The organism is Pseudomonas frederiksbergensis, assembly GCF_003732705.1.
In the GTDB taxonomy this organism is placed as follows: domain Bacteria; phylum Pseudomonadota; class Gammaproteobacteria; order Pseudomonadales; family Pseudomonadaceae; genus Aquipseudomonas; species Aquipseudomonas frederiksbergensis_F.
The window spans coordinates 438,558-464,620 of record NZ_MOBR01000040.1 but is presented as its reverse complement, the minus strand read 5'-3'; the positions used below and the strand labels follow the sequence as shown (position 1 = coordinate 464,620).

The following is a 26,063-nucleotide window of genomic DNA, read 5'->3' as shown; positions in this document are numbered from 1 at the left end:
TTTTGCCGTCTATTCTTGTGCCTGCCCGCCGTTATCCAGCCTCAACGGAGAGCTCCCCCATGACTGATACCCCCGATCGTGACGAACGCCACCTGGCGCGTATGCTGCGCAAAAAAGCCGTGATTGACGAACGCATCGCCAACTCGCCGAACGAATGCGGCCTGCTGCTGGTGCTGACGGGCAACGGCAAAGGCAAAAGCAGCTCGGCCTTCGGCATGCTCGCCCGCTCCATGGGCCACGGCATGCAGTGCGGCGTGGTGCAGTTCATCAAGGGCCGCAACAGCACCGGCGAAGAACTGTTCTTCCGCCGCTTCCCGGAGCAGGTGCGCTTTCATGTGATGGGCGAGGGCTTCACTTGGGAAACCCAGGACCGTCAACGCGACATCGCCGCCGCCGAAGCCGCATGGGCCGTGTCCCGCGAATTGCTGCGCGATCCGTCGATCGGTCTGGTGGTGCTGGATGAACTGAACATCGCCCTCAAACACGGCTACCTCGATCTCGATCAAGTGCTCAGCGACTTGCAGGCTCGTCCGCCGATGCAGCACGTCGTCGTCACCGGTCGCGGCGCCAAGCCGGAAATGATCGAACTGGCCGACACCGTCACCGAAATGAACGTGATCAAACACGCGTTCCAGGCCGGGATCAAAGCGCAAAAAGGCGTCGAATTGTGAGTCAACCCCGTCACTGCCCGGCGGTACTCATCGCCGCGCCGGCCTCCGGTCAGGGCAAGACCACCGTCACCGCCGCGCTCGCCCGTTTGCATCGCAATCAGGGGCGCAAGGTGCGCGTGTTCAAATGCGGCCCGGACTTCCTCGACCCGATGATTCTCGAGCGCGCCAGCGGTGCGCCGGTCTATCAATTGGACATGTGGATGGTCGGCGAGCAGGAAAGTCGTCGGCTACTGTGGGAAGCCGCGGGCGAAGCCGATTTGATTCTGATCGAAGGCGTCATGGGTTTGTTTGACGGTACGCCGTCCAGCGCTGACCTGGCGCGTCACTTCGGTGTGCCGGTGCTCGGCGTGATCGACGGCACGGCAATGGCGCAGACCTTCGGGGCCCTGGCGCTGGGGCTGGCGAAGTATCAGCCGGACTTGCCATTTGCCGGCGTCCTGGCCAACCGCGTCGGCACCTTGCGTCACGCGCAATTGCTCGAAGGCAGCCTGACCGAAGGCTTGCGCTGGTACGGCGCGTTGTCTCGGGAAACCGGGATCGAACTGCCGAGCCGTCACCTTGGTTTGGTCCAGGCCAGCGAGTTGAACGACCTCGACCTGCGCCTCGATGCAGCGGCCGATGCGTTGGCCAGCAGTTGCGAGGTAGCGCTGCCACCCGCTGTCGAGTTCGCCGCCCCGGACGTGATCACGGCTGAACCGTTACTCAAAGGCGTGCGCATCGCCGTGGCCCGAGACGAAGCGTTCGCCTTCACCTACGGCGCCAGCCTCGATTTGCTACGGGCCATGGGCGCCGAGTTGGCGTTTTTCTCGCCGATCCGCGACAGCCAATTACCCGAGGCCGATAGTCTTTATCTGCCGGGCGGTTATCCCGAACTGCATCACGTAGCGTTGTCGCAGAACACCTCGATGCTGAGCGCCATCCGCGCGCACCATAAAGCAGGCAAACCGTTGCTGGCCGAATGTGGCGGCATGCTTTATCTGCTCGACTCATTGACCGATGTCGAAGGCACTCGCGCTGAACTGGTTGGGTTGCTGGCCGGTGATGCGGTGATGCAAAAGCGTCTCGCGGCGTTGGCGTTGCAAGCGGTGGACATGCCGGAAGGCTTGTTGCGTGGGCACACGTATCACCATTCTTTGACCAGTACAGAACTTGAGCCGATTGCCCGAGGCCTGAGCCCTAACGGCGGGCGCGGGGCGGAGGCGGTTTATCGTGAGGGGCGGATGACGGCTTCTTATGTGCACTTTTATTTTCCGTCCAATCCATCGGCGATTGCCGCGCTGTTTGCGCCTGATCTTGAAACCGCCTTCGCGAGCAGGCTCGCTCCCACATTAGAAGGTGTGATGCCTCAAGAAACGCAGTCCACTGTGGGAGCGAGCTTGCTCGCGAAGAGGCCATGACCGACAACGCTTTCTCTGAAGCTGAGCGCGCGGCAGTCTACCGAGCCATCGCCGAACGCCGCGACATGCGCCACTTCAGCGGCGGCACCGTCGCGCCCGAACTGCTGCGACGCCTGCTCGAAGCCGCGCACCAGGCCCCCAGCGTCGGCCTGATGCAGCCTTGGCGCTTTATCCGCATCAGCGATAAAACCTTGCGCGGCCAGATCCAGCAACTGGTGGAAGAAGAACGTATCCGCACCGCCGAAGCCCTGGGCGAGCGCACAGACGAGTTCATGAAGCTTAAGGTCGAAGGCATCAACGACTGCGCCGAAGTGCTGGTCGCGGCATTGATGGACGACCGCGAGCGCCACATCTTCGGCCGCCGCACCTTGCCGGAAATGGACATGGCCTCGCTGTCCTGCGCGATCCAGAACCTGTGGCTGGCGGCCCGCGCCGAAGGGTTGGGCATGGGCTGGGTCTCGTTGTTCGAGCCGCAAGCCCTGGCGGACCTGCTGAGTTTGCCCGCCGGCGCCAAACCGTTGGCCGTGCTGTGCCTGGGACCGGTCAAGGAATTCTATCCGGCGCCGATGCTGGTACTCGAAGGCTGGGCGCAGGCGCGTCCGCTCAGTGAATTGTTGTACGAAAATTATTGGGGAGTGAGTCAATGAGTGTGGCGTTGTTGAGTGTCGCCGCGGTTGCGCTGGATGCGCTGCTGGGTGAGCCCAAACGCTGGCATCCGCTGGTGGCGTTCGGCCGTTTTGCCGACCGCATCGAGCAACGTTTCAACTCCGGTGGTCGCGGCTGGCGCAGTCATGGCGTCACCGCTTGGGTGATCGCGGTATTGCCGCTGACCTTGCTGGCCACCGCGTTTTCCTGGGCGCCTTATGTCGGTTGGCTGGTCGAGATCCTGGCGCTGTATTGCGCCCTCGGCATGCGCAGCCTCGGCGAACACGTCGAGCCGGTGGCCAAGGCCCTGCGCAGTGACGACCTGAACGAAGCACGCAAACGCGTGGGTTATCTGGTCAGCCGCCAGACCAGCGAACTGGATAAAACCGAAGTCGCCCGCGCCGCCACCGAATCGGTGCTGGAAAACGGCAGCGACGCAGTGTTCGCCGCGTTGTTCTGGTTTGCCGTGGCCGGTGCGCCGGGCGTGGTGCTCTATCGACTGAGCAACACCCTCGATGCCATGTGGGGCTATCGCAACGAACGCTTCGAACGGTTCGGCTGGGCAGCGGCAAAAATCGACGACGTCCTCAACTACATTCCTGCACGCCTGGTGGCGTTGACCTACGCACTGCTGGGCAAAACCCGACTCGCGTTGAAATGCTGGCGCACCCAAGGCCCGACCTGGGACAGCCCGAACGCCGGGCCGGTGATGGCGGCGGGTGCCGGTGCGTTGGGGGTCGAGTTGGGCGGGGCGGCGATTTATCACGGTGAATTGCATCAGCGTCCGCAACTCGGCGAAGGCCCGGCGGCGGATGCGGACTCCATCGACCGTGGCTGGCAATTGGTCCAGCGCGGCGTATGGTTATGGCTGCTGATTCTCTGCGTGGGAGCTGAATTCTATGCTTGAGCACGGTGGCCGGTTGCGTAAGGCGGCGCTCCAATATGGCATCGCCGAAGCTGATTGGCTCGACCTCTCCAGCGGCCTGGCGCCCTGGCCGTTTCCGATCCCGGACATTCCGTTGCGGGCCTGGGCACGCTTGCCGGAAACCGATGATGGTCTGGAGCAAGCCGCTTGCGATTATTACGACGCGGCCCAAGTGCTGCCGGTGGCCGGTTCGCAAATGGCGATCCAGTTGCTGCCGCGTTTGCGTCGGGCCGGCAAGGTCGGCGTGCTGTCGCCGTGTTATGCCGAACACGCTGAAGCGTGGCGACGCAACGGCTACATCGTGCGCGAAGTGCTGGAACAGGAAGTCGACTTCTTTCTCGACAGTCTCGACGTGCTGGTGGTGGTCAATCCGAACAACCCCACGGGCCTGAGCCTGAGCCCGAGCCGCCTGCTCGACTGGCATTCGCGGCTGGCCCAGCGCGGTGGCTGGCTGGTGGTGGACGAAGCGTTCATGGACAACACGCCGCAACTGAGCGTGGCGCCGTTTGCCAATCAGGTCGGGTTGATCGTGTTGCGTTCCTTCGGCAAGTTTTTCGGTCTGGCCGGGGTGCGGCTCGGCTTCGTCCTGGCCGAGCGCAAGTTGCTTAAATTGCTGGCCGAGCAGGTCGGGCCGTGGGCTGTGAGCGGTCCAACTCGCGTGCTGGGCCAGGCGTGTTTGCAGGATACCGAAGGCCATGCCCGGCAACGGCTGCGCAGTGACGAAGCGAGTCAGCGCCTGGCCGCGCTGCTGGAACGCTACGACCTCAAACCCCAGGGCGGTTGTGCCTTGTTTCAATGGCTGATTACCGAGCGCGCCGAAGAATTGCATGAGTTCATGGCCCGGCGCGGCATCCTGCTGCGGTTGTTTATCCACAACAGCAGCCTGCGTTTCGGCTTGCCCGCCGACGCCGCCGAAGAAGCCCGTCTCGAACAAGCCCTGCAAGCCTTTGCCAAGGAAAACCAATGACTACGTTGATGGTGCAGGGCACCACGTCCGACGCCGGTAAAAGCACGTTGGTGACGGCGTTGTGTCGCTGGGTTACGCGCCATGGCGTGCGCGTCGTGCCATTCAAGCCGCAGAACATGGCGTTGAACAGCGCCGTGACCGCCGACGGTGGCGAGATCGGCCGCGCCCAAGCGGTGCAGGCCCAGGCGGCCAACCTTGAACCGCACACTGACATGAACCCGGTGCTGCTCAAGCCCAACAGCGACACCGGCGCTCAAGTGATCATTCACGGTCGCGCCGTCACCACCATGAACGCCGTGGCCTATCACGACTACAAAACCATCGCCATGCAAGCGGTGCTGGCCTCCCACGAACGGCTGAGCGCGGCGTATCCGGTGGTGATGGTCGAAGGCGCGGGTTCGCCAGCGGAGATCAATCTGCGTGCCGGCGACATCGCCAATATGGGATTTGCCGAAGCCGTGGATTGCCCGGTGGTGCTGATCGCCGACATCAATCGCGGCGGGGTTTTCGCGCATCTGGTGGGTACGCTGGAGCTGCTGTCACCCAGCGAGCAGGCGCGGGTTAAAGGCTTCATCATCAACCGTTTTCGCGGTGACATCGCCTTGCTGCAACCGGGCCTCGACTGGCTCGAAGAACGCACCGGCAAACCGGTGATCGGCGTCCTGCCGTATGTGATGGACCTGCACCTGGAAGCCGAGGACGGCATCGATCAGCGCCAGACTGACAAGGCCGATCAAGTGCTCAAAGTGGTGGTGCCAGTGTTGCCGCGCATCAGCAACCACACCGATTTCGACCCGTTGCGCCTGCATCCGCAAGTGGACCTGCAATTCATCGGCCCTGGCCAGGCGATTCCGGCGGCTGACCTGATCATTCTTCCCGGCTCGAAAAGTGTACGCAGCGACCTCGCCTATCTACGGGCCAACGGTTGGGACACGGCAATCTCCCGGCACCTGCGCTACGGCGGCAAAGTGTTGGGGATTTGCGGTGGTCTGCAAATGCTCGGCGAACAGGTCCACGATCCGTTGGGCCTTGAGGGCGCGCCGGGTTCCAGTGCCGGTTTGGGATTGCTGGCGTTTGAAACCCTGCTCGAAGAAGAGAAGCAGTTGCGCAATGTGCGTGGGCGGCTGGCGTTGGAGAATGCCGAGGTCAGTGGCTATGAAATCCATGCGGGCGTGACCACGGGGCCGGCGTTGGAAAACGCCGCCGTGCAGCTGGACGATGGTCGCTGCGATGGCGCGCAAAGTGTCGATGGGCAGATTTTTGGTACGTATTTGCATGGGCTGTTCGAGTCACCGGCGGCGAGCGGTGCTTTGCTGCGGTGGGCCGGATTGCAGAACGTGCAGGACGTGGATTATCACGCCTTGCGCGAGCGGGATATCGAGCGGTTGGCGGATTTGGTGGAGACCCATTTGGATACCGCGCTGTTGCGTGAGCTCTGCGGGTTTTGAGGTGAGTTTGATGGCCCTTTCGCGAGCAGGCTCGCTCCCACATTGGAATGCGATCACCTGTGGGAGCGAGCCTGCTCGCGAAAGCGGAAGTCGCCACACCGCACATGTTAAGGAATAAACCATGCTCCAACTAATCCTCGGCGGCGCCCGCTCCGGCAAAAGTCGCCTCGCTGAAAAACTCGCCTCCGACAGTGGCCTGGCCGTGACCTACATCGCCACCAGCCAACCCCTGGACGGCGAAATGAACGAACGGGTCGCCCATCACCGCGCCCGTCGTCCCGCCGAATGGGCGCTGATCGAAGAACCCCTGGAACTGGCCCGCGTCCTGCGCGAAAACGCCGGCGCCGAGCGTTGCCTGCTGGTGGATTGCCTGACCCTGTGGCTGACCAATCTGCTGATGCTCGACAACCCCGAGCGCCTGACCGCCGAACGCGATGCCTTGCTGGACTGCCTGGCGTCGCTGCCGGGTGAAATCATTTTTGTCAGCAACGAGACCGGAATGGGTGTCGTGCCGCTGGGCGAATTGACTCGCCGCTATGTCGATGAAGCCGGTTGGCTGCATCAAGCCCTGGCTGAGCGCTGTCAGCGCGTCGTTCTGACCGTCGCCGGCCTGCCCCTGACTCTGAAAGGAACTGCGTTATGACTCAATCCTGGTGGCTGAACCCGTGCAAGCCGACCGATGCGGCCATCGTTGAACAGGCCGAGGTCCGCCAACAGCAACTGACCAAACCGGCCGGTTCCCTCGGTCGGCTCGAATCGGTCGCCGTGCAATTGGCCGGATTGCAGGGCAGGGTCAAGCCGAGCCTTGATCAGGTGTGGATCGCGATCTTTGCCGGTGACCATGGCGTGGTTGCAGAAGGGGTGTCGGCGTTTCCCCAGGAAGTCACCGGGCAGATGCTGCACAACTTCGTCACTGGCGGCGCGGCGATTAGCGTGTTGGCGCGGCAGTTGGGCGCTTCTCTTGAAGTGGTCGATCTCGGCACCGTCACGCCATCGCTGAACCTGCCGGGCGTGCGCCATCTGAACGTCGGTCCGGGCACTGCCAACTTTGTGAACGGCCCGGCCATGACCGCCGCTCAAGGTGAACGGGCGTTGCAGGCCGGTCGCGACAGCGTGTTGCGCGCCATCACGGCGGGGGCGCAGTTGTTTATCGGTGGCGAAATGGGCATCGGCAACACCACTGCGGCCAGCGCCTTGGCCTGCGCGTTGCTGGATTGCCCGGTAGTACACCTGACTGGACCGGGCACCGGGTTGAACGCGGCGGGTGTCAGCCATAAAGCGCAAGTGATCGAGCGGGCGTTGGCCTTGCACGGCGCTCAGCGTGGCGATGCGCTGCAAACCCTGTTCAACCTCGGCGGTTTTGAAATCGCAGCGTTGGTCGGTGCGTACCTGGCCTGTGCCCAGGAAGGCGTTGCGGTGCTGGTGGACGGCTTTATTTGCAGCGTCGCGGCGTTGGTGGCGGTGCGCTTGAATCCCGAGTGCCGCCAGTGGTTGCTGTTCGGTCATCGCGGTGCCGAGCCGGGTCATCGTCATATATTGGAAACCCTCAACGCCGAGCCATTGCTCGATCTCGGTTTGCGTCTGGGCGAGGGCAGCGGTGCGGCGTTGGCGGTGCCGTTGTTGCGCCTGGCCTGCGATCTGCACGGGCAGATGGCGACCTTCGCTGAAGCGGCCGTGGCGGATCGTCCTGCATGACTTTGCGCCTGGATTTACTGCGTCACGGCGAGACCGAACTCGGCGGCGGCCTGCGTGGCAGTCTCGACGATGCACTGACCGACAAGGGTTGGGCGCAGTTACGTGCCGCGGTGATCGGGCAGGGGCCTTGGGATCGGCTGATCAGCTCGCCGTTGCAGCGTTGTGCGCGGTTCGCCGAAGAGCTGGGTGCTCGGCTCGGCTTGCCGGTGCAGCTGGAAAAAGACCTGCAAGAACTGCATTTCGGCGCGTGGGAGGGGCAGAACACTGCGGATCTGATGAAAACCAGCGCCGAGGCGTTGGGGTTGTTCTGGACCGATCCGTATTCGTTTACGCCCCCCGAAGGCGAGCCGGTGTTGGACTTTTCCGCGCGTGTGCTGGCGGCGGTCGAGCGTCTGCACGGGACTTTTGCAGGCGAGCGGGTGTTGCTGATCACCCATGGCGGGGTTATGAAATTGCTGCTGGCCCAGGCCCGAGGCTTGCCCCGTGAACAGTTGCTCAACGTCGAAGTCGCCCACGCCTCGTTGCATTCGCTGTCGGTCGATTCCGGCGCGGTATTAAAGGAAGTGCTCTGAACATGTTGCCCTTCTGGATCGCCCTGCAATTCTTGAGCAGTCTGCCGATTCGTCTGCCGGGGATGCCGGCGCCTCAGGAACTGGGGCGCTCGCTACTGTTTTATCCGTTGGTGGGGCTGCTGTTTGGCGCTTTGTTGTGGGCGCTGAACGGGTTGTTGGCCGGCACGCCGTTGTTGCTGCATGCCGCGCTGCTGCTGACCGCGTGGGTATTGCTCAGCGGCGCGCTGCACCTGGACGGCCTGGCGGATAGCGCCGATGCGTGGCTCGGTGGTTTTGGCGACCGTGAGCGAACCCTGACCATCATGAAAGACCCGCGCAGCGGACCGATTGCGGTGGTTACGCTGGTGCTGGTGTTGTTGCTCAAATTCGCCGCGTTGCTGGCGTTGATCGAGCAGGGGCAGGCCGTTGTGTTGGTCGTTGTTCCGTTGATCGGACGTGCTGCGTTGCTGGGGTTGTTCCTGACCACGCCATATGTGCGGGCCGGTGGGTTGGGGCAGGCGTTGGCGGATCATCTGCCGCGCAAGGCGGGTTGGCAGGTGTTGGCGGTCAGTGCCTTGGGTTGTGTGCTGATCGCTGGAGTTTTCAAAGGTCTGGTGGCGCTCGCGCTGGCGGCGGTGGTGTTTGTCTGGTTGCGGCAGGTGATGGTGCGACGGTTGGGCGGGACCACGGGCGATACGGCGGGGGCGTTGCTGGAATTGCTGGAAATGACGCTGCTCGTTGGACTGACACTCCTGTAGGAGCAAAGCTTGCTCGCGATGGCCACGCCTCGGTCTTGCAGGCTAACCGCGTTATCGTTCATCGCGAGCAAGCTTTGCTCCTACAGGGGGGCGGCAAAACGCGCGATCCCGTCGGCAGGCTTATGTATCAAAAATTTGCTTTCATTTAACCGCGGGTATATACACGCACCATGCTCGATTCCCAATGTTTATGCATCAACCTGCGTCGCGCCGCCCGTGGCGTCAGCAGGCATTACGACGGCGCTCTCGACGGCTTCGGGATTAACGTTGCCCAGTATTCTTTGCTGTGTAATCTGCAACGTCTGGATCAACCGAGTATTTCGACCCTGGCCGAAGCCATGGGCCTGGACCGCAGCACCCTGGGGCGCAATTTGCGCGTGCTGGAAGGCGAAGGACTGGTGACGCTGGTCGAGGGCGAAGACATGCGCAACCGCATCGTCAAACTCACCGAGACCGGCGCTGATCGCCTGAAAGCGGCCTTGCCCGCCTGGGAAGCGGCGCAGCAGCGGTTGGTCGACCGTCTGGGCGCCGAAAAACGCGAAACCTTGCTCAGATTGCTGGACGAACTGGCTTGATGCCGGTTTGTTCAATCTTAAGCGGGTATATACCCGCTACCGGAGAATAAGAATGACATCAATGTGGCGTACTTGCGGTTGGGTGTTGGTGGGGAGTGCGCTGATTCTGGCGTTGTCGCTGGGCGTGCGACATGGCTTCGGTCTGTTCCTGGCGCCGATGAGTGCCGAGTTCGGTTGGGGGCGTGAGACGTTTGCATTTGCTATCGCCTTGCAAAACCTGATCTGGGGCCTGGCGCAACCCTTCACCGGCGCGCTGGCTGATCGGTTTGGCGCGGCGAAAGTGGTGCTGGTCGGCGGCGTGTTGTATGCGGCGGGCCTGATCTGCATGGGAATGTCCGACTCGGCCGTGACCTTGTCCCTGAGCGCCGGCCTGTTGATCGGCCTCGGCCTGTCCGGCACCTCGTTCTCGGTGATCCTCGGCGTGGTCGGCCGCGCGGTGCCGCCGGAAAAACGCAGCATGGGCATGGGCATTGCCAGCGCCGCCGGTTCCTTCGGCCAGTTCGCCATGCTGCCTGGCACGCTGGGGCTGATCGGCTGGCTCGGTTGGTCCGCCGCATTGCTGGTACTGGGATTGTTGGTGGCGCTGATCGTGCCGCTGGTGAGCATGCTCAAGGACAAGCCGCTGCCGTCGCTCGGCCATGAGCAGACCTTGTCCGAAGCGTTGCGCGAAGCCTGTTCCCATTCCGGTTTCTGGCTGTTGGCGTTCGGCTTTTTTGTCTGCGGTTTCCAAGTGGTGTTCATTGGCGTGCACCTGCCGGCGTATCTGGTGGATCAGCACTTGCCGGCCACGGTCGGCACCACGGTGCTGGCGCTGATCGGGCTGTTCAATATCTTCGGCACCTACACGGCGGGCTGGCTCGGCGGGCGCATGTCCAAGCCGCGTTTGCTCACCGGTCTGTATCTGTTGCGAGCGGTGGTGATCGGGCTGTTCCTGTGGGCGCCGGTCACCACGACCACGGCGTATCTGTTCGGCATGGCGATGGGTTTTCTGTGGTTATCCACGGTGCCATTGACCAACGGCACGGTGGCGACCTTGTTCGGTGTACGAAACCTGTCCATGCTCGGTGGGATTGTTTTCCTGTTTCACCAGCTCGGATCGTTCCTTGGCGGCTGGTTGGGCGGGGTGGTATACGACCGGACCGGGAGCTACGACTTGATCTGGCAAGTGGCGATTCTTTTGAGCCTGTTGGCCGCCGCCCTGAACTGGCCGGTGCGCGAACGGCCGGTGGCGCGGCTGCAAACCCAAATGAGTGCGATATGAACAGTTATTGGCCGCGAATCATTGCCTTGGCTGCCGGTACTTTGCTGCTGGCCCTGGTGTGGTGGGGCTGGCATCAGGGCGGCCTGGCGTTGATGCAGTTGGGCATGGGTGCTTGCTAGAGCGTTGCGAGGGCGAGTAACTTCGTTTTCTGACGACTTCTCAAGGATCCACCGACATGCAGATGCGCTGGCTTGCAGTTCCCGCGTTGCTGATGGCGTTTACCGGATTGGCCCAGGCGGCCGACTGTCCGGAGCTGTTGCAGGGCTCGTTGCCCAAGTTGCGCGCCAAGGAATCCATCGATTTGTGCCAGCGCTTCGCCGGCAAGCCGCTGGTGGTGGTCAACACCGCCAGCTTCTGTGGTTTCGCCCCGCAGTTCAAAGGCCTTGAGGCGTTGTATCAGCGTTACAAGGATCAAGGGCTGGAGGTGATCGGCGTTCCGTCCAATGACTTCAAGCAGGAGTCCAAGGACGGCGCAGAAACCGCCAAGGTCTGCTACGTCAACTACGGCGTGACCTTCACCATGACCGAACCGCAGAAAGTTCGCGGCGACGATGCAACCCATCTGTTCAAAGTCCTCGCCGAGCAAAGTAGCGCGCCGAAGTGGAATTTCTATAAATACGTGGTCGATCGCCAAGGCAAGGTGATCGCCAATTTCTCCAGCCTGACCAAGCCCGACAACCCGGAATTCATCGAGGCTGTAGAGAAAGCCCTGGCCTCGAAACCCTGATCGACGCCCATAAAAAAGCCCCGCCTCTGTACAAGAGGGCGGGGCTTTTTTGATTCAGGTGGCGAGCAGTTCAGCCTCGCCGTGAATCATTAGAAGCGGTAGGTCGCGCCGACACCGAAACCGTTCGCCCAGTTTTGATACTTGGCGTCGTAGGTTTGGCCACGGTCGTTGCTGTTGGCGACTTTGACCGATTCTTCACGCAGGTACGAGTACGCCACGTCGATGGTCAGGTCGTCGGTCGGGCTCCAGCCGGCGCCCAGGCTGAAGATCTTGCGATCGCCCGTCGGGATACGTGGGGAGCGGTCGACGTTGTTGGTCGGCGCCTGGTCAAAGGACAGACCGGTACGCAGGACCCATTCCTTGTTCAACTGGTAGGACGCGCCGATGGCGTGAGCCCAGGTGTCGTGCCAGTTCTGTTCTTCGGTGATGGAACCGAACTGACCGTTCAGGACAGCAGGAACACCTTTGTTTTCGACGGTGATTTCTTTCAGGCGGCTCCAGCGAGTCCAGGTGCTGCCCGCGTACACGGTCCACTTGTCGTCGATCTGATGAGTCAGCGAGAAGTCCACCGATTCAGGGGTGGTCAGGTCCAGCGAAGCGTCGTACTTCTGGCTTGGGTTCTGGCCGATCAGGCCCAGTACGCCGTAGTTGACCTTGGTATTGCCTTCGAGCTTGTACTTCACTTTCGAGTGATAGGTCAGGCCGACGCGGGTGCTGTCGGTCAGCTGAGCCAGAATCCCGATGTTGTAGCCCAGTGCGGTGTCGTCGCCTTTGATTTTGACCTGGCCATCGGGAGCCGCCTGGGTAATCGACAGGTTCGATTCCAGTTTGCCGTCAATACGGTTGATGGTCGGACCGAAACCGATCGACACCTTGTCGTTGAAGGCGTAGCTCACGGTCGGTTGCAGGGTCACGACTTTTACGTCGCTGGTGCTGCCGAAGTAACGGCCGGCAAAGCCGTGCTCGTAGTCGGTCACCAGACCGAACGGTGCGTACACGCCTACACCGACTGCCCATTTGTCATCGATTGGCTTGACGTAGTAGCCCATCGGCACGGCGATGAACGGCACCATGTCGCCGTCGTTGCTGCCGCTGTTAGGGCTGGAACGGGCCTTGCTGATGTTGGTGTGTGCGTCGAGCATTGCAGCGCCGCCGGTGACTTGTTCGCGCTTGATGCGCGCCATGCCGGCAGGGTTGCCATAAATTGTGCTTGCGTCGTCGGCAGAAGAAGATCGCCCAGCAAAACCTGTACCCATCCCGCTGATGCTTTGTTCGTTGATGGCGAAGCCACTTGCGAAGAGCTGGGTGGATGCCAAGGTAACGGCGAGGCTAAGGGTGGTTTTGAGCATGACTTTTTTCATTATTAGAACTCCTGGTGATCACCGGGGCGAAAATTACCAACATTTTCGTCCCAGCGCTATAGCCTGTATGGGTTGAGTTAGAGCGGTTTTGTAGGACAATCCGACCAGATTCGCGACCTGTTGCGGGATCTTTCGAAACGGGGCGGTCAGCAAGCGACTTGATTCATGGATGAAACACAGGTTTGCCAGGCGCACGTAAAGTCGCGCAAACGTCCCTGGGGCTGGAAGGTCTGGCGCCAGATTCGGGCCATGCCCAGCAAATCATCGGGATCGGGGAGGGGAGTGTTTTGCTCTTCTACCAACAGCCAGGCGATGGCGGTGGCGTAACGCAGGTTGACGGTCAATTCCAGGTGCGGACTGCTTAAAAAGGCATGCTGGCTGGCCAGGCCACGAACCAGGCTCGCCCGTTCCGGGTCGAGGGCCAGGTAGTGATCCCACAGCGCCCGATGGCGGGGCTCGGCAATTCGGTACAGGCCATGGCCACGGCGGTCATGCAGGGCGGAGCCCAGGGCTGACTGGCTGGCGGCAATGCCCAGCAACAGGGATTCGGCAGTTGCGCTATGGCGCCCGAGGTAAATCAAAGTCGGGCGGATTACATAACGGCACAGTTCGCTGGCAGCGATACCCATAAAGCCCTCGAAACATGAAAGGGGCGGCGATACCTGAAGGGGGGCTTGGCAGCAGTGAATCGACTCAGGCTCGCCGAAAGCGGATCAAGCCGCTTGAGTTGAAGTGTAGTGTCATATTCGCGCTGTAAAGGACTGTTTTTAAAATATTTCCAGCAGCCAGTTATAACCGTTATATCGGTTAGTGCTTAAGCGTCGGGTGGGGAAAGTGAAATATCAGGCAATAAAAAGCCCTGCTTTTTGAGCAGGGCTTTTGAGGTTTTCAGTCTTTCTGGCGTCTCAGGCAACCAGTGCCTGGCGAGTACGATCGATCACGGCCTGCAGCGGTTCAGCGCTGGAGTATTGATCGGGGTACAGGCGTTCGCTGTGACGAGCGATGCCGTGTTCGTTGACCAGAGTGAAGCTGAAGCAGCCTTTGCGAGCGGCCATGATCAGGCAGTTCATTGGTGCAAAAGCGTTGGTTAGGGTGCGAATGGCATCCTGAGTGTGGATTTGAGTAGACATTATTGGTGTTCCTACAAGCGACACGGATTAAGAACCGTGCAAAATTAAAACGTTCCAGTGACGACGACCACCATTGGTCGAACGAAGAACCCGACTGGAACAAAGCAGCCAGTTTGAAGCGCTGATAATTGGCGCGCTTGGGCTGGCAGGTAGGTACTTAGGAGGGCAGGCAACACATCAAGGGCAAAGGTTCTGGGCCCGGGGTGAAGATCCTGATCAATTTGCAGGCTGGTTCGGTCAGAGTAAGTGAGCTTCGCAACACCCTTTGCATTCATTTCAAAGGCAGTGTTGACGCAAGGTTTACCTGGAAACCATCGAGGTGGTCGATCCCGCTTTGTCGGTGGAGGCTTCTCAAGGGAAGGCTGACCGGGGGGATTTGTTCGACCAGAATTGACTTTCAGCTTGGTACTAACGCCGCGGATACTAACGGATTGAATTTGAGAAAGGAAGTGTGTTAGCAAAAAAGATCTTCGGCTGAGCCATTCAGGCCTTTCCGGGGACGTGATTATAGGCCGTAAACAGGGAGGTTGCCCTGAAATGGCCCGGGACTTTGCCGTTGGTCGCCTCGCTGGCAAGGCTTATCCCCAGGCCTTGGCTGCAAAACGCGCCGAAAAAGCGCATTGATATAACCGCCGTGAAGGTACTTGTGCACATTAGTTGCGCAGGCTGTCACCTCACTGTCACCTTGGCTTCAAACCCAGTGGGTGCCTGTAATGAAAATTTAAGTCAATGAAAAACATCGCTTTTTTTTACTGGTGAAAAAATCGTCAGTTTGACTGCGAGCCCCATTCCACAGGCCTTTGCGAGAGTTCAAGGGCGGTTGTCCACTGAGTTATCCACAGCTTCTGTGGATTGTCCCAAGCGCTTGCTCTAGGACGGCCGTGCCGGGTTTTTTTCAACTTTACCTGTAAGAAAAAAAGAGTAGAGTGGCGCGCCTTCCGATCTGCCCTACAGTGCTTTATGAAGTTTCGCTCAGTATCAACCGCTGTTACCGCAACGCCCCCGACTGTTACCCCACCCAAGCGCTTTTCCATGCGTGTGGCCGAGTGGCTACTGGACAGCCCGCGCCTGGGCGATAACCCCAACGTCAAACATTTTGCCGGACGTTTGCTCAAGCAACCGGCCCGCGAAGGCGTGGTGGCGGCGCAAAGCCGACTGGGGCAGTTGATGTGCCGCGAGTGCGGCAACGCCCGGGATCGACGCATTGGCCACGACTTGCTGCGTCAAGCCGCCCGCGCCGGTGACCGACGCGCCCAGCAGGAACTGGGGCTGATCGAAGACTGAGCTGTCCAAGACCTGACGCCTTGGTTAACCTTCAAGCTTTATCTCATCGGCAGGAGTGGCTATGGCTATCGACTTGACCAGCATATTGCTCGGTCTGGCAGGCGCGGCATTGCCATTGCTGGCATTGGCCTGGCAAATCCAGCGCCGGGCGAGCGCCGGGCAGGCTGACGTGGCGTTGCTGGAAGAGCGGCTGGCCATGGCGCAATTGGCCCAGGACGGCTTGAACGCCCAGCTCGATGCGTGCCGCGATGAAATTGGCGATCTGAGCCAGGCCAACTCCACCAAGCAGGCTGATCTTGCCGCGCTACGCCGTGAAGTCGAGCTGCTGCAAATCGAGCGCGACGACGCCCGCGACGCGTCCCACGCCTGGAATATCGAGCGCGCCGGCAAAGAGGCTGAGTTGCGTCGCCTGGACGCGCAGACCGCGTCCCTCAACGCCGAGCTGCGCGAACAGCAGGAAAGCCACCAGCAACGTCTCAACGACCTCCAAGGCTCACGGGATGAACTGCGGGCGCAGTTCGCCGAACTGGCGGGGAAAATCTTCGACGAGCGCGAGCAGCGTTTCGCCGAAACCAGTCAGCAGCGCCTCGGGCAATTGCTCGATCCGTTGAAGGAGCGCATCCAGTCCTTCGAAAAACGCGTCGAAGAAAGTTATCAGGCCGAGGCCCGCGAGCGCTTTTCCCTGGCCAAGGAGCTGGAGCGCCTGCAACAGCTGAACCTGCGCCTGAGCGACGAAGCTACCAACCTGACCCGTGCCTTGAAAGGGCAGAAAACCCAAGGCAACTGGGGCGAGTTGATTCTCGAGCGCGTGCTTGAACACGCGGGCCTGGAAAAGGGCCGCGAGTACCAGACCCAGGTCACCCTCAAAGGCCCGGACGGCGAGCGTTTCCAGCCGGACGTGATCATTTATCTGCCGGGCGACAAGCAAGTGGTGGTCGACTCCAAGGTCAGCCTCACGGCCTATCAGCAATACGTTGCAGCCGAGGACGATGCCATCGGCCAGATTGCGATCAAGCAACACGTGCTGTCCCTGCGCAATCACGTCAAAGGCTTGTCCGGCAAGGATTACAAGCGACTCGATGGCTTGCACAGCCTGGATTTCGTTTTGTTATTCGTGCCGATCGAAGCGGCATTTTCTGCGGCGTTGCAGGCCGAGCCGACGCTGTTCCAGGAGGCGTTTGATCGCAATATCGTGATCGTCAGCCCGACCACGTTGCTCGCCACGTTGCGGGTTATCGACAGCCTGTGGAAACAGGAACGCCAGACCCAGAACGCTCGGGAAATCGCCGAGCGCGCCGGGTGGCTGTACGACAAGTTCGTGTTGTTTATCCAGGACCTTGACGAAGTCGGCAATCGCTTGCAGCAACTGGACAAAGCCTACAGCTCGGCGCGCAACAAGCTGACAGAAGGGCGCGGTAACCTCGTCAGCCGCAGCGAGCAACTGAAGTTGCTCGGTGCCCGGGCGAGCAAGAGCCTGCCGGCGGATTTGCTGGAGCGGGCGATGACCGATGTGGATGGGTTGGCTGAGTTGCCGGAGTAACTGATCGTTCCCACGCTCCGCGTGGGAATGCATCCCGTGACGCTCTGCGTCACAGCTGCAGAAGCGGACGCGGAGCGTCCATGGCGGCATTCCCACGCGGAGCGTGGGAACGATCGGTGCTATAGCGGCAAATGCCGACTCAACAACGCCCGCAACGCCGCCGGCTTCACCGGTTTCGCCAGATAATCCAACCCCGCCGCATGCACCTGCGCCACCGTTTCCGGTCGCCCATCCGCACTGATCACCACCCCCGGCACCGGCTCACCCAATCGCGTGCGCAGCCACGCCATCAACTCGGTGCCAGTTTCGCCGTCGTCCAGGTGGTAGTCCACCAACGCCAATTGCGGATGCATCCCGTCGCTGAGCAACGCGGCACACTCCTCACGATTACGCGCGGTCCAGACCTGGCAGCCCCAACGGGTCAACAGGCTGTTCATGCCAATTAAAATGCTGTCTTCATTATCGATGCACAGCACCTGCGCGCCCGTTGGCAATTTGCCGTTGAGTTCAACCACGTTATTCGGCGCCACGGTCTGCGTCCGGGCCAGTGGCACGCTGACGCTGAATACGCTGCCGTGTCCCGGCCAGGAGCGCACGCGCAAGGTGTGGCCGAGCACCCGGCATAACCCGTCGGCAATCGCCAGGCCCAGCCCCAGGCCTTTCTCGGCGCGGGTCTGGTGGCTGTCGAGGCGTTTGAATTCTTCGAATATCACTTGCTGCTTGTCTTCCGGAATCCCCGGCCCGCGGTCCCAGACCTCCAGGCACAATTCGCCCTGGCGCCGCCGAACCCCCAACAACACAGGGCCTTTGGCATAACGGAAGGCGTTGGTGAGGAAGTTTTGCAGGATCCGTCGCAGCAACTTGATGTCGCTGTTGACCCGCAATGTGCTGCCGCGCAGGCGGAATTTCAGCCCCTGTTCCTGCGCTTGTGCCTTGAATTCGGCGCCGAGGATATCGAACAACTCATTGAGCACGAACGGCTTGGGATCGGGGTTGATCTTGCCGTTTTCCAGACGGGATATGTCCAGCAAATCGCTGATCAAGTCTTCGGCCGAGCGCAACGAACTGTCCAGGTGATGGATCAGTTTCTGTGCCTCGCCGGACAAGCCGTCATCCTGATGCGTCAGGGCGGCGGAGAACAGCCGCGCGGCGTTCAGCGGTTGCATCAAGTCATGGCTGACCGCCGCCAGAAAACGCGTCTTCGACTGGTTGGCCGACTCGGCGGTGCCCTTGGCTTCGGTCAGGGCGACGTTGAGCTGCGAGAGTTCGTGGGTTCGCGCGGTGACCCGCTGCTCCAGGCCTTCGTTGGCCTCGGTCAGTGCCTGCTCGGCCTCGCGGAACGCGGTGATGTCGGTGAAGCTCATGACGAAACCGCCGCCGGGCATCGGGTTGCCAATCAGCTCAATCACACGCCCATTGGGGAAAAGTCGTTCAGAGGTGTGAGCACGCCCCTGACGCATCCAGTGCAGACGTCGTGCAACATGGACTTCCGCTTCGCCCGGGCCACACAACCCGCGCTCGGCGTTGTAGCGAATGATGTCGGCAATCGGTCGGCCGACGCTGATCAAGCCGTCCGGGTAATTGAACAGCTCCAGATAACGCCGGTTCCAGGCCACCAGTTTCAACGACTGGTCGACCACGCTGATGCCCTGGGTGATGTTCTCGATTGCCCCTTGCAGCAAGGCGCGGTTGAACTGCAAAACTTCCGACGCTTCGTCGGCGATGCGCACGACATCCTCCAACTGCATTTCCCGACCTTCGATGGCGGCTTTTACCACTGCGCGCGTCGAAGAAGCGCCGAGCACACCGGCCAGCAAACGTTCGGTATGGGCGATCCATTCGCCGTCGGCGTTCTGGTTCGGGTTGAAGCCTTTGCCCTGGCGATAGGCGAAACGGATAAAGCTCTGGCGCGCGCGTTCTTCACCGACAAACCGTGCGGCCAATTGCAGCAGATCGTCGATTTGCACCGACAGCATTGAGCGAGCGCTGGGCCGGGCGCTGATTTCCTGGCCAATGAAACGACCGGCCTGCCAGTGCTCGGAAACCCGTGTGCGCGACAGCACCGACACCCAGGCGAACAGCGTGAAGTTGGCCGCCAGCGACAGCACCACGCCTTGGGTCAGCGGGGTCAGCGGCAACTTCAGCGGGTTGCTGTGCAACCACGCCAGCCCCGGGAAACTGCTCAGGGACAAGCCGAGGCTGTGGGCAGCAATGGGCAGAATCAAGGTGTAGAACCACAGGAACGTCCCGGCAGCGAGGCCGGCAAATACGCCGCGACGGTTGGCCTGCTTCCAGTACAGCGCGCCGAGCATCGCCGGGGCCAGTTGCGTCACGGCGGCAAAGGCGATCTGGCCGATGGTCGCCAGGCTCGCGGTGGAGCCGAGCAGGCGATAACTGACGTAGGCCAGCAGCAAAATCACCACGATGCTGACCCGGCGCACCGACAGCATCCACTGACGGAACACTTCGAATGGCCGCTCGGCGTTGTTCCGGCGCAGCAACCATGGCAGCAACATGTCGTTTGAAACCATGGTCGACAGCGCCACGCTGGCTACGATCACCATGCCGGTAGCCGCCGACGCGCCACCGATAAACGCCAGCAACGCCAGCGCCGGGTGAGCCTGGGCCAGCGGCAGGCTGATGACGAATGAGTCTGGCAGCACCGAGCTGGGCAGCAACATCTGACCGGCCAGGGCGATAGGGACTACAAACAACGCCGCCAATGCGAGGTAAGCCGGGAACACCCATTTGGCCAGGCGCAAATCCTGCGGCTCGATGTTCTCCACCACCGTGACGTGGAACTGCCGGGGCAGGCAGATAATCGCCATCATCGCCACGCCGGTTTGCACCACCATGGACGGCCAGTTAATGGTTTCCTTCCAATATTCTTCCAGGCGCGGGGCGAGCATGGCCTGGTCGAACAGGTCGTCGAAACCGTCGTACAGGCCGTAAGTCACGAACGCGCCGACCGCGAGAAACGCGAACAGCTTGACCAGCGATTCGAACGCAATCGCCAGCACCATGCCACGGTGGTGTTCGGTGGCGTCGAGGTTGCGCGTGCCGAACACGATGGTGAATAGCGCCAAGACCAGCGAAACAATCAGCGCCGTGTCCTGGGCGCGGGTGCCCATGGCATCGGCTCCGGCGCCGATCAGCAGGTTTACCCCGAGGACGATGCCTTTGAGTTGCAGCGCGATGTAGGGCAACACGCCGACCAGGCAGATCAGCGCCACCACCACCGCCAGCGACTGCGACTTGCCGTAGCGCGCGGCGATGAAGTCGGCGATGGAGGTGATGTTCTCCTGTTTGCTGATCATCACCATTTTTTGCAGGACCCACGGCGCGCACACCAACAGCAGGATCGGTCCGAGATAGATCGGCAGGAATGACCAGAGTTGTTCGGCGGCCTGGCCCACGGCGCCAAAGAACGTCCAACTGGTGCAATAGACGGCCAGCGACAGGCTGTAGACCCAGGCACGCACCCGCGGCGGCAACGGCGCGCTGCGACGGTCACCGTAAAAGGCGATGGCGAACATGATGGCCATATAGGCCAGGGCAACGGCGGCGATCAGCCCGCTGGACAGCGACATGGAAACTCCCGGCAAATGACACCCGGGGTTCAGGCCCGGACAGACAGTCTCGCACGATGGCACGGGTTCGTCAGTGTCGACCAAGGTCGTGGCGTGGTGGGGTGTCGCAGGGTGTGTGTCAGCTGATTCTCGGTCGGTTGTGCTGACCTCATCGCGAGCAAGCTCGCTCCCACATGGGATCTTGGGTGTACACAAAACAGGTGTTCACTGGAGATCCCCTGTGGGAGCGAGCTTGCTCGCGATGAGGACTTAATGAGTCAACGCAATCTCAATCAACCGATGCAACTCCTCAACCTCCAGCGGCGCCGCTGAAAACAGCACGCGAAACACCGTCGGAGCGGAGATCAGGTTGATCAGGCGATCAACGCTCGGCAGTGGCTGGTCGGGGTAGCGATCCAGAATGGTCTGCAACTGCGCGCCAATGATCGCCACGCAAAAGCCCGGCGTAGAGCTGCATTGCACGTCGCGTAACAGGTTACGACCCAGTTCCGAACTCATCTCGTCCAGATACTGCTCGCCCCACGCGCGCAGATCGCCACGCAGGCTGCCGGTGTTGGTCGGTTCGCTGTCGGGGCGCATGCGGGCGAGGGCGACGTCGGCCAGCAACACCGACAAATCGCCCCAACGCCGATAAATCGTCGACGGCGTAACCCCCGCACGCGCGGCGATTTGCGGCACGGTCACGGTCGAGCGCTCCTGCTCTTCGAGGAGCGCACGGACCGCCGAATGAATCGACTCTTGCACCCGGGCACTTCTGCCGCCCGGGCGTAAACCTTCTTTAGTAGCCATAGTGGCGGACCTTAACACAAAGAATTTGCTTTAAGCGCTAGTCAGTAGCACACTCCGCAAAAGCAAAAACTTAGCTTTTGCGGAGTGTGCCCATGTCTCGTTCTACCTCAAACCGTGCAAGCCTGTGGTTTCTGGCGATCACTTTACTCAGTTTTCTCGCCGCTTCCACGGCGCCGACGCCGTTGTATCACTTGTATCAGGAGCAGTTGCAGTTCTCGGCGGCGACCCTGACCCTGATCTTCGGGGTGTACGCCCTCAGCTTATTGGTGGCGCTGCTGACCGTCGGTTCGCTCTCGGATTTCCTCGGGCGCAAACCGGTGATCTTCACCGCAATCCTGCTCAACATGCTGGCGATGTTGCTGTTTATCAACGCCGACAGCGTCACGTGGCTGATCAGTGCCCGGGTGCTTCAGGGTTTTGCCACCGGGATGGCCACCGCCGTATTAAGCGCCGCGCTGCTGGACACCGATCGCCAGCAAGGTCCGCTGATCAATAGCGTGGCTCCGTTGCTGGGCATGGCCGTCGGTGCGATGGGTTGCGGTTTGTTGGCCGAGTTTGCGCCGCTGCCGTTGCAACTGACCTTTTGGGTATTGCTGGCGCTATTCGTGATGCAGGCGCTGTACGTCTGGCGCCTGCCGGAAAGCGTCAGTCGGCAACCGGGTGCGCTGGCTTCGCTGCGTCCGACCTTGCATGTACCGATCCAGGCGCGGCGCACGTTGTGGTCGGTGCTGCCGATCAACACGGCTGTATGGGCGCTGGGTGGTTTCTTTGCCTCTTTGGCCCCGTCGCTGGTGCGCACAGCCACGGGCTCGACCTCGAACCTGATTGGCGGCGCGACGGTCGCGGCATTGACGGTGACCGGTGCGTTGATGATCTACACCTCGCGCAATCGGCCGGCGGACAAGGTGCTGCGCCTGGGCGCCAGTTTGCTGCCAATCGGCGTTGTGCTGATCCTGACCGCCGTCCACAGCGCGAGCCTGTCGCTGTTTTTCATCGGCACACTGGTGGCCGGTTGCGGTTTCGGCGCCGGTTTCCTTGGGGCCGTGCGCAGCCTCGTGCCGTTGGCGTTGCCCCATGAGCGGGCGGGATTGATGTCGTCGTTTTATGCGCTCAGTTACTTGGCGTTCTGCCTGCCGTCGTTGTTGGCGGGGAATCTGACCCGCACGTTTGGGCTGATCGCGACCACCGATGGCTATGGCGCGGTGCTGATCATCCTGGCCGTCGGTGCGTTGCTGGCCTTGATGCGCCAACGCTCATTGAAAGTCTGCCACCCATAAAAAAACGCGGCGCCCATCAAGGCGCCGCGTTTTTTATTGCGCCGATCAAATCTGCGCGAACCCGCCATCCACAAACAGCTCGATCCCATTAATGAAGCTGCTGTCATCCGACGCTAAAAATACCGCTGCTTTGCCCACTTCGGATGGCTCGCCGAGACGACCGATCGGCACTTGGCTGGTCAGGAAATCCAGCAAGCCTTGCTGCTGATCCGGCGGCGCAATCCCCGTCAGACCCGGCGTGTGAATCGGGCCAGGGCTGATGACGTTGACGCGAATCTTGCGTGCTTTCAAATCCAGCAACCACGAGCGGGCGAAGTTGCGCACCGCGGCTTTACTGGCGCTGTAGACGCTGAAATTTTCCGTGCCTTTGGTGGCAGTGGTAGACGCCGTGAGAATTACCGAACCGCCATCCTTCAACAGGGGCAGGGACTTCTGCACAGTAAACAGCAGGCCTTTGACGTTGATGCCGAAGATCCGGTCGAAGTGTTCTTCGGTGATCGCACCGAGTGGCAGCATGTCGCCCCCACCGGCATTGGCGAAGACGATATCCAGAGCGCCAGCCTTGTCTTTGATCACCGCAAAGATCCGGTCCAGATCGGCCAGGTTCGACACGTCACCCTGGATCCCGGTGATGTTGTTACCGATGGAGGCCACCGCTGCATCCAGTTCCGCTTGACGGCGTCCGGTGATAAAAACGGTGGCGCCCTGGTCGACGAAGGCTTGGGCCGAAGCCAGGCCGATGCCGGTGGTGCCGCCAGTGATTAGTGCAACTTTGCCTTTAAGGGTACTGCTCATGCTGTGAATCTCCGCTGAGTCATGTAGGAATTTGTCGGCGTGTTTGTGCGCCGTTGAACCCACTCTATGCCTCATGATTCAGCAGAAAAATCACCAGAATCGGGTTTGTTTGTACATGGTTGTGGACAATACTCAGGGCCTGTCGCCCTGAGGTGCCTGTCATGAACCAATTGTTGGCCATGCGCGTTTTCGCCCGCGTCGTGCAAACCGGCTCGTTTACCAAGGCCGCCGACTCCCTGAGCTTGCCGAAAACCTCGGTCAGCAAATTGGTCGCCGAGCTGGAGGAACATCTCGGGGTGCGGCTGCTGCAACGCACCACCCGTCGGCTTACCGTTACGGCCGATGGCATGGCCTATTACGAGCGCGCCATGCAGTTGATGGTGGAACTGGACGACCTGGACAACAGCTTCGCCTGCGCCCAGGGCCAATCCCGGGGCAAGGTTCGCGTGGATGTCGGCGGTTCGGTGGCGACGCTGCTGATCATCCCCGCGCTGCCGGATTTTTATGCGCGCTACCCGAATATCCAGATCGAGATGGGTGTGAGTGATCGACAAGTCGACCTGATCAGCGAAAACGTCGACTGCGTGATTCGCGGCGGGCCACTGACCGAACTGTCCATGGCGGCGCGACCGTTGGGGACGTCGTCATGGACCACCTGTGCGACGCCGGGCTATCTCGAACGATTTGGCATTCCGGCCGATCCGCGCGACCTGGAGAAACACCATCGCACGGTCAGCTACCACTCGGCCCGCAATGGCCGGGTGATGCCGGCGCGGTTCGAGCGCAACGGGGAAAAGTACGAGATTCGCGGGCAGGGCATATTCACGGTCAACGAAAGCAATGCCCATCTGGCCGCAGGGCTGGCCGGACTGGGCGTCATCCACACCTTCACCTACACCGTGCAGGCGCACATCGAGCGCGGCGAGCTGGTGCCGATCCTTGAAGACTGGCGTCCGCCGCGCTATCCGTTTCATGTGCTGTACCCGCCCAACCGCCACCTGAGCAACCGGGTGCGGGTATTTATCGATTGGCTGGCGCAGTTGTTCGCCGGTTTGAGTTAGCCTTGGCCTCGCACTCATTCACCGGTCCGCCCCATGAAAATCATCCGCAGCAAATCCTTCACCGCCGAGCGTGCCTGGGGTGCGCTGGACATCGCCAATATGAACGGCATCACCACCCGTTTGCACTGGACTGACCAGCCGTACAAATGGCACATCAACGACGGGCAGGAAGTGTTTGTGGTGCTCGATGGGCAAGTGCAAATGCATTACCGCGAAGACGGCGTCGAACAGCAGACCTTGCTGGAGGTCGGCGATATTTTTTATGCGTCGGTGGGCACCGCGCATGTTGCGCATCCGATCGGTGCGGCGCGAATTCTGGTGATCGAGTCGGAAGGCAGTGTCTGACGTATATCTGCAAAACAGATAACAGTTAGAGATATTACCCGTTATATAGATATTCGATTCAGATCTACCATGGGCTCTACCTCATCAGAGGACAGGAGTTCGCCATGATCTGCCCCCATACTGCCAAGCCCGCTTACAAACCTTTAAGCCTTCTGCCACGTCCGCTGGAAGCGATTCGCCAATTCACCCCGAACTGGTTCGCCGCCACCATGGGCACTGGCGTGCTGGCCTTGGCGCTGGCGCAAGTTCCCGTCGCGATTCCCGGTCTGCACGCCATTGCCGAAGGCCTGTGGCTGTTCAACATCTTTCTGTTTGTGTTGTTCACCGGGTTGTACGCGGCACGCTGGGTGCTGTTCTTCGATGAAGCGCGGCGGATTTTCGGCCACTCCACGGTTTCGATGTTTTTCGGCACCATTCCCATGGGTCTCGCGACCATCATCAACGGCTTCCTGGTGTTCGGATTGCCGCGTTGGGGCGATGGCGTGATCCATGTGGCCGAAGTGCTGTGGTGGCTGGATGTGGCGATGTCCCTGGCCTGCGGAGTGTTGATCCCGTACATGATGTTTACCCGCCAGGAACACAGCATCGATCAAATGACCGCAGTCTGGCTGTTGCCCGTCGTCGCTGCGGAAGTCGCGGCCGCCAGTGGTGGTCTGTTGGCGCCGCACCTGGCCGAAGCCCATTCGCAACTGGTGATGCTGGTGACCAGCTACGTGCTGTGGGCATTTTCCCTACCGGTGGCGTTCAGCATTCTGACGATTCTGTTGCTGCGCATGGCGCTGCACAAATTGCCCCACGAAAACATGGCCGCCTCGAGTTGGCTGGCGCTTGGCCCGATCGGCACCGGGGCGTTGGGCATGTTGTTGCTGGGCGCTGATGCTCCCGCGATCTTCGCCGCCAATGGCTTGCCGGGCATTGGCGAAATCGCCGCCGGGCTGGGGCTGGTGGCCGGGATCACGCTGTGGGGCTTCGGGCTGTGGTGGATGCTGATCGCGGTGCTGATCACCGTGCGCTACCTGCGCGCCGGCATCCCGTTCAACCTTGGCTGGTGGGGGTTTACGTTCCCGCTGGGCGTCTATTCTCTGGCCACGCTGAAGTTGGCGAGCACGCTGAGCCTGACGTTTTTCAATGTCTTCGGCAGCGTGCTGGTGGCGTTGCTGGCGGTGATGTGGCTGATCGTCGGCAAGCGCACCGTGCAGGGCGCCTGGCGTGGCGAGCTGTTTGTCTCGCCATGCATTGCAGGATTAAAGAAATAACCTGCAAAGATTAGG

26 protein-coding genes are annotated in these 26,063 nt (G+C 61.0%); 20 read left to right on the top strand and 6 right to left on the bottom strand.

Features of this window, described 5'->3' with window-relative positions:
* The first annotated feature begins 59 nt into the window (after positions 1 to 59).
* From cobO to BK667_RS27380, 14 genes are all read left to right on the top strand, one after another.
* A complete protein-coding gene (cobO, locus tag BK667_RS27440) occupies positions 60 to 671 on the top strand; it encodes a cob(I)yrinic acid a,c-diamide adenosyltransferase (protein WP_054049504.1) in 612 nt (203 codons plus the stop codon).
* Positions 668 to 2,068, top strand: coding sequence for a cobyrinic acid a,c-diamide synthase CobB (locus BK667_RS27435; protein ID WP_123599453.1), 1,401 nt, complete (start codon positions 668 to 670; stop codon positions 2,066 to 2,068). Before cobO ends, BK667_RS27435 begins: the two co-directional genes overlap by 4 nt.
* Positions 2,065 to 2,715: a 5,6-dimethylbenzimidazole synthase gene (bluB, locus tag BK667_RS27430; protein ID WP_123599452.1), complete on the top strand. Its 651-nt coding sequence runs from the start codon at positions 2,065 to 2,067 to the stop codon at positions 2,713 to 2,715. The genes BK667_RS27435 and bluB overlap by 4 nt, the downstream gene beginning before the upstream one ends.
* On the top strand, positions 2,712 to 3,620 hold the full coding sequence (gene cbiB, locus BK667_RS27425; protein WP_123599451.1) for an adenosylcobinamide-phosphate synthase CbiB: 909 nt from the start codon (positions 2,712 to 2,714) through the stop codon (positions 3,618 to 3,620). The genes bluB and cbiB overlap by 4 nt, the downstream gene beginning before the upstream one ends.
* On the top strand, positions 3,613 to 4,605 hold the full coding sequence (gene cobD / locus BK667_RS27420; protein ID WP_123510605.1) for a threonine-phosphate decarboxylase CobD: 993 nt from the start codon (positions 3,613 to 3,615) through the stop codon (positions 4,603 to 4,605). The genes cbiB and cobD overlap by 8 nt, the downstream gene beginning before the upstream one ends.
* Positions 4,602 to 6,053, top strand: a complete 1,452-nt coding sequence (locus BK667_RS27415; protein WP_123599450.1) for a cobyric acid synthase — start codon at positions 4,602 to 4,604, stop codon at positions 6,051 to 6,053. The genes cobD and BK667_RS27415 overlap by 4 nt, the downstream gene beginning before the upstream one ends.
* A 121-nt stretch (positions 6,054 to 6,174) precedes the next feature.
* Positions 6,175 to 6,696: a bifunctional adenosylcobinamide kinase/adenosylcobinamide-phosphate guanylyltransferase gene (cobU, locus tag BK667_RS27410; RefSeq protein WP_123599449.1), complete on the top strand. Its 522-nt coding sequence runs from the start codon at positions 6,175 to 6,177 to the stop codon at positions 6,694 to 6,696.
* Positions 6,693 to 7,748, top strand: a complete 1,056-nt coding sequence (gene cobT / locus BK667_RS27405; protein WP_123599448.1) for a nicotinate-nucleotide--dimethylbenzimidazole phosphoribosyltransferase — start codon at positions 6,693 to 6,695, stop codon at positions 7,746 to 7,748. Before cobU ends, cobT begins: the two co-directional genes overlap by 4 nt.
* On the top strand, positions 7,745 to 8,320 hold the full coding sequence (gene cobC / locus BK667_RS27400; protein WP_123599447.1) for an alpha-ribazole phosphatase family protein: 576 nt from the start codon (positions 7,745 to 7,747) through the stop codon (positions 8,318 to 8,320). Before cobT ends, cobC begins: the two co-directional genes overlap by 4 nt.
* 2 nt (positions 8,321 to 8,322) lie before the next feature.
* The gene (locus tag BK667_RS27395; protein WP_123599446.1) at positions 8,323 to 9,057 is read left to right on the top strand and encodes an adenosylcobinamide-GDP ribazoletransferase; all 735 of its coding nucleotides are present in this window, start codon (positions 8,323 to 8,325) and stop codon (positions 9,055 to 9,057) included.
* Positions 9,058 to 9,227: 170 nt separating this feature from the next.
* Positions 9,228 to 9,632: a MarR family winged helix-turn-helix transcriptional regulator gene (locus tag BK667_RS27390; protein ID WP_123510617.1), complete on the top strand. Its 405-nt coding sequence runs from the start codon at positions 9,228 to 9,230 to the stop codon at positions 9,630 to 9,632.
* Positions 9,633 to 9,684: 52 nt separating this feature from the next.
* Entirely contained in the window at positions 9,685 to 10,893 is a 1,209-nt protein-coding gene (locus tag BK667_RS27385) for an MFS transporter (protein ID WP_123599445.1), read from the top strand.
* On the top strand, positions 10,890 to 11,012 hold the full coding sequence (locus BK667_RS33740; protein ID WP_259698195.1) for a hypothetical protein: 123 nt from the start codon (positions 10,890 to 10,892) through the stop codon (positions 11,010 to 11,012). The genes BK667_RS27385 and BK667_RS33740 overlap by 4 nt, the downstream gene beginning before the upstream one ends.
* A 56-nt stretch (positions 11,013 to 11,068) precedes the next feature.
* The gene (locus BK667_RS27380; protein WP_123599444.1) at positions 11,069 to 11,620 is read left to right on the top strand and encodes a glutathione peroxidase; all 552 of its coding nucleotides are present in this window, start codon (positions 11,069 to 11,071) and stop codon (positions 11,618 to 11,620) included.
* Between the two features lie 89 nt (positions 11,621 to 11,709).
* Here BK667_RS27380 and BK667_RS27375 read toward each other — a convergent pair whose 3' ends face one another.
* The 3 genes from BK667_RS27375 to BK667_RS27365 form a co-directional block, all read right to left on the bottom strand.
* Positions 11,710 to 12,981 carry an OmpP1/FadL family transporter gene (locus BK667_RS27375; RefSeq protein WP_123599443.1) on the bottom strand — a complete coding sequence of 424 codons (1,272 nt, stop codon included), beginning with the start codon at positions 12,979 to 12,981 and terminating at the stop codon, positions 11,710 to 11,712.
* Positions 12,982 to 13,127: 146 nt separating this feature from the next.
* Positions 13,128 to 13,610: a hypothetical protein gene (locus BK667_RS27370; RefSeq protein WP_054049533.1), complete on the bottom strand. Its 483-nt coding sequence runs from the start codon at positions 13,608 to 13,610 to the stop codon at positions 13,128 to 13,130.
* A gap of 276 nt (positions 13,611 to 13,886) precedes the next feature.
* The gene (locus BK667_RS27365) at positions 13,887 to 14,111 is read right to left on the bottom strand and encodes a hypothetical protein (RefSeq protein ID WP_003214941.1); all 225 of its coding nucleotides are present in this window, start codon (positions 14,109 to 14,111) and stop codon (positions 13,887 to 13,889) included.
* A gap of 960 nt (positions 14,112 to 15,071) precedes the next feature.
* On the opposite strand from BK667_RS27365, the gene BK667_RS27355 reads away from it, so the two are divergent.
* Both BK667_RS27355 and BK667_RS27350 read left to right on the top strand, forming a co-directional pair.
* Positions 15,072 to 15,395, top strand: a complete 324-nt coding sequence (locus BK667_RS27355) for an SEL1-like repeat protein (protein WP_123599442.1) — start codon at positions 15,072 to 15,074, stop codon at positions 15,393 to 15,395.
* Between the two features lie 175 nt (positions 15,396 to 15,570).
* The gene (locus tag BK667_RS27350) at positions 15,571 to 16,935 is read left to right on the top strand and encodes a DNA recombination protein RmuC (protein WP_185058286.1); all 1,365 of its coding nucleotides are present in this window, start codon (positions 15,571 to 15,573) and stop codon (positions 16,933 to 16,935) included.
* 119 nt (positions 16,936 to 17,054) lie between these two features.
* Here the strand turns inward: BK667_RS27350 and BK667_RS27340 are convergent, their stop codons facing one another.
* The gene (locus BK667_RS27340; protein WP_123599441.1) at positions 17,055 to 20,525 is read right to left on the bottom strand and encodes a hybrid sensor histidine kinase/response regulator; all 3,471 of its coding nucleotides are present in this window, start codon (positions 20,523 to 20,525) and stop codon (positions 17,055 to 17,057) included.
* Between the two features lie 249 nt (positions 20,526 to 20,774).
* A complete protein-coding gene (locus BK667_RS27335) occupies positions 20,775 to 21,314 on the bottom strand; it encodes a TetR/AcrR family transcriptional regulator (RefSeq protein WP_123599440.1) in 540 nt (179 codons plus the stop codon).
* Between the two features lie 92 nt (positions 21,315 to 21,406).
* On the opposite strand from BK667_RS27335, the gene BK667_RS27330 reads away from it, so the two are divergent.
* A complete protein-coding gene (locus BK667_RS27330; RefSeq protein ID WP_123599439.1) occupies positions 21,407 to 22,591 on the top strand; it encodes an MFS transporter in 1,185 nt (394 codons plus the stop codon).
* 45 nt (positions 22,592 to 22,636) lie between these two features.
* Here the strand turns inward: BK667_RS27330 and BK667_RS27325 are convergent, their stop codons facing one another.
* Positions 22,637 to 23,386, bottom strand: a complete 750-nt coding sequence (locus tag BK667_RS27325) for an SDR family NAD(P)-dependent oxidoreductase (RefSeq protein ID WP_123599438.1) — start codon at positions 23,384 to 23,386, stop codon at positions 22,637 to 22,639.
* Between the two features lie 161 nt (positions 23,387 to 23,547).
* Between BK667_RS27325 and BK667_RS27320 the strand changes: the two genes are divergently transcribed.
* The 3 genes from BK667_RS27320 to BK667_RS27310 all read left to right on the top strand — a co-directional run bounded on the left by BK667_RS27320 (position 23,548) and on the right by BK667_RS27310 (position 26,048).
* Positions 23,548 to 24,447, top strand: coding sequence for a LysR family transcriptional regulator (locus tag BK667_RS27320; protein WP_123599437.1), 900 nt, complete (start codon positions 23,548 to 23,550; stop codon positions 24,445 to 24,447).
* A 33-nt stretch (positions 24,448 to 24,480) separates the two neighbouring features.
* Entirely contained in the window at positions 24,481 to 24,792 is a 312-nt protein-coding gene (locus tag BK667_RS27315) for a cupin domain-containing protein (protein ID WP_123599436.1), read from the top strand.
* 104 nt (positions 24,793 to 24,896) lie between these two features.
* Positions 24,897 to 26,048 carry a TDT family transporter gene (locus BK667_RS27310; RefSeq protein WP_123599435.1) on the top strand — a complete coding sequence of 384 codons (1,152 nt, stop codon included), beginning with the start codon at positions 24,897 to 24,899 and terminating at the stop codon, positions 26,046 to 26,048.
* Positions 26,049 to 26,063 lie beyond the last annotated feature (15 nt).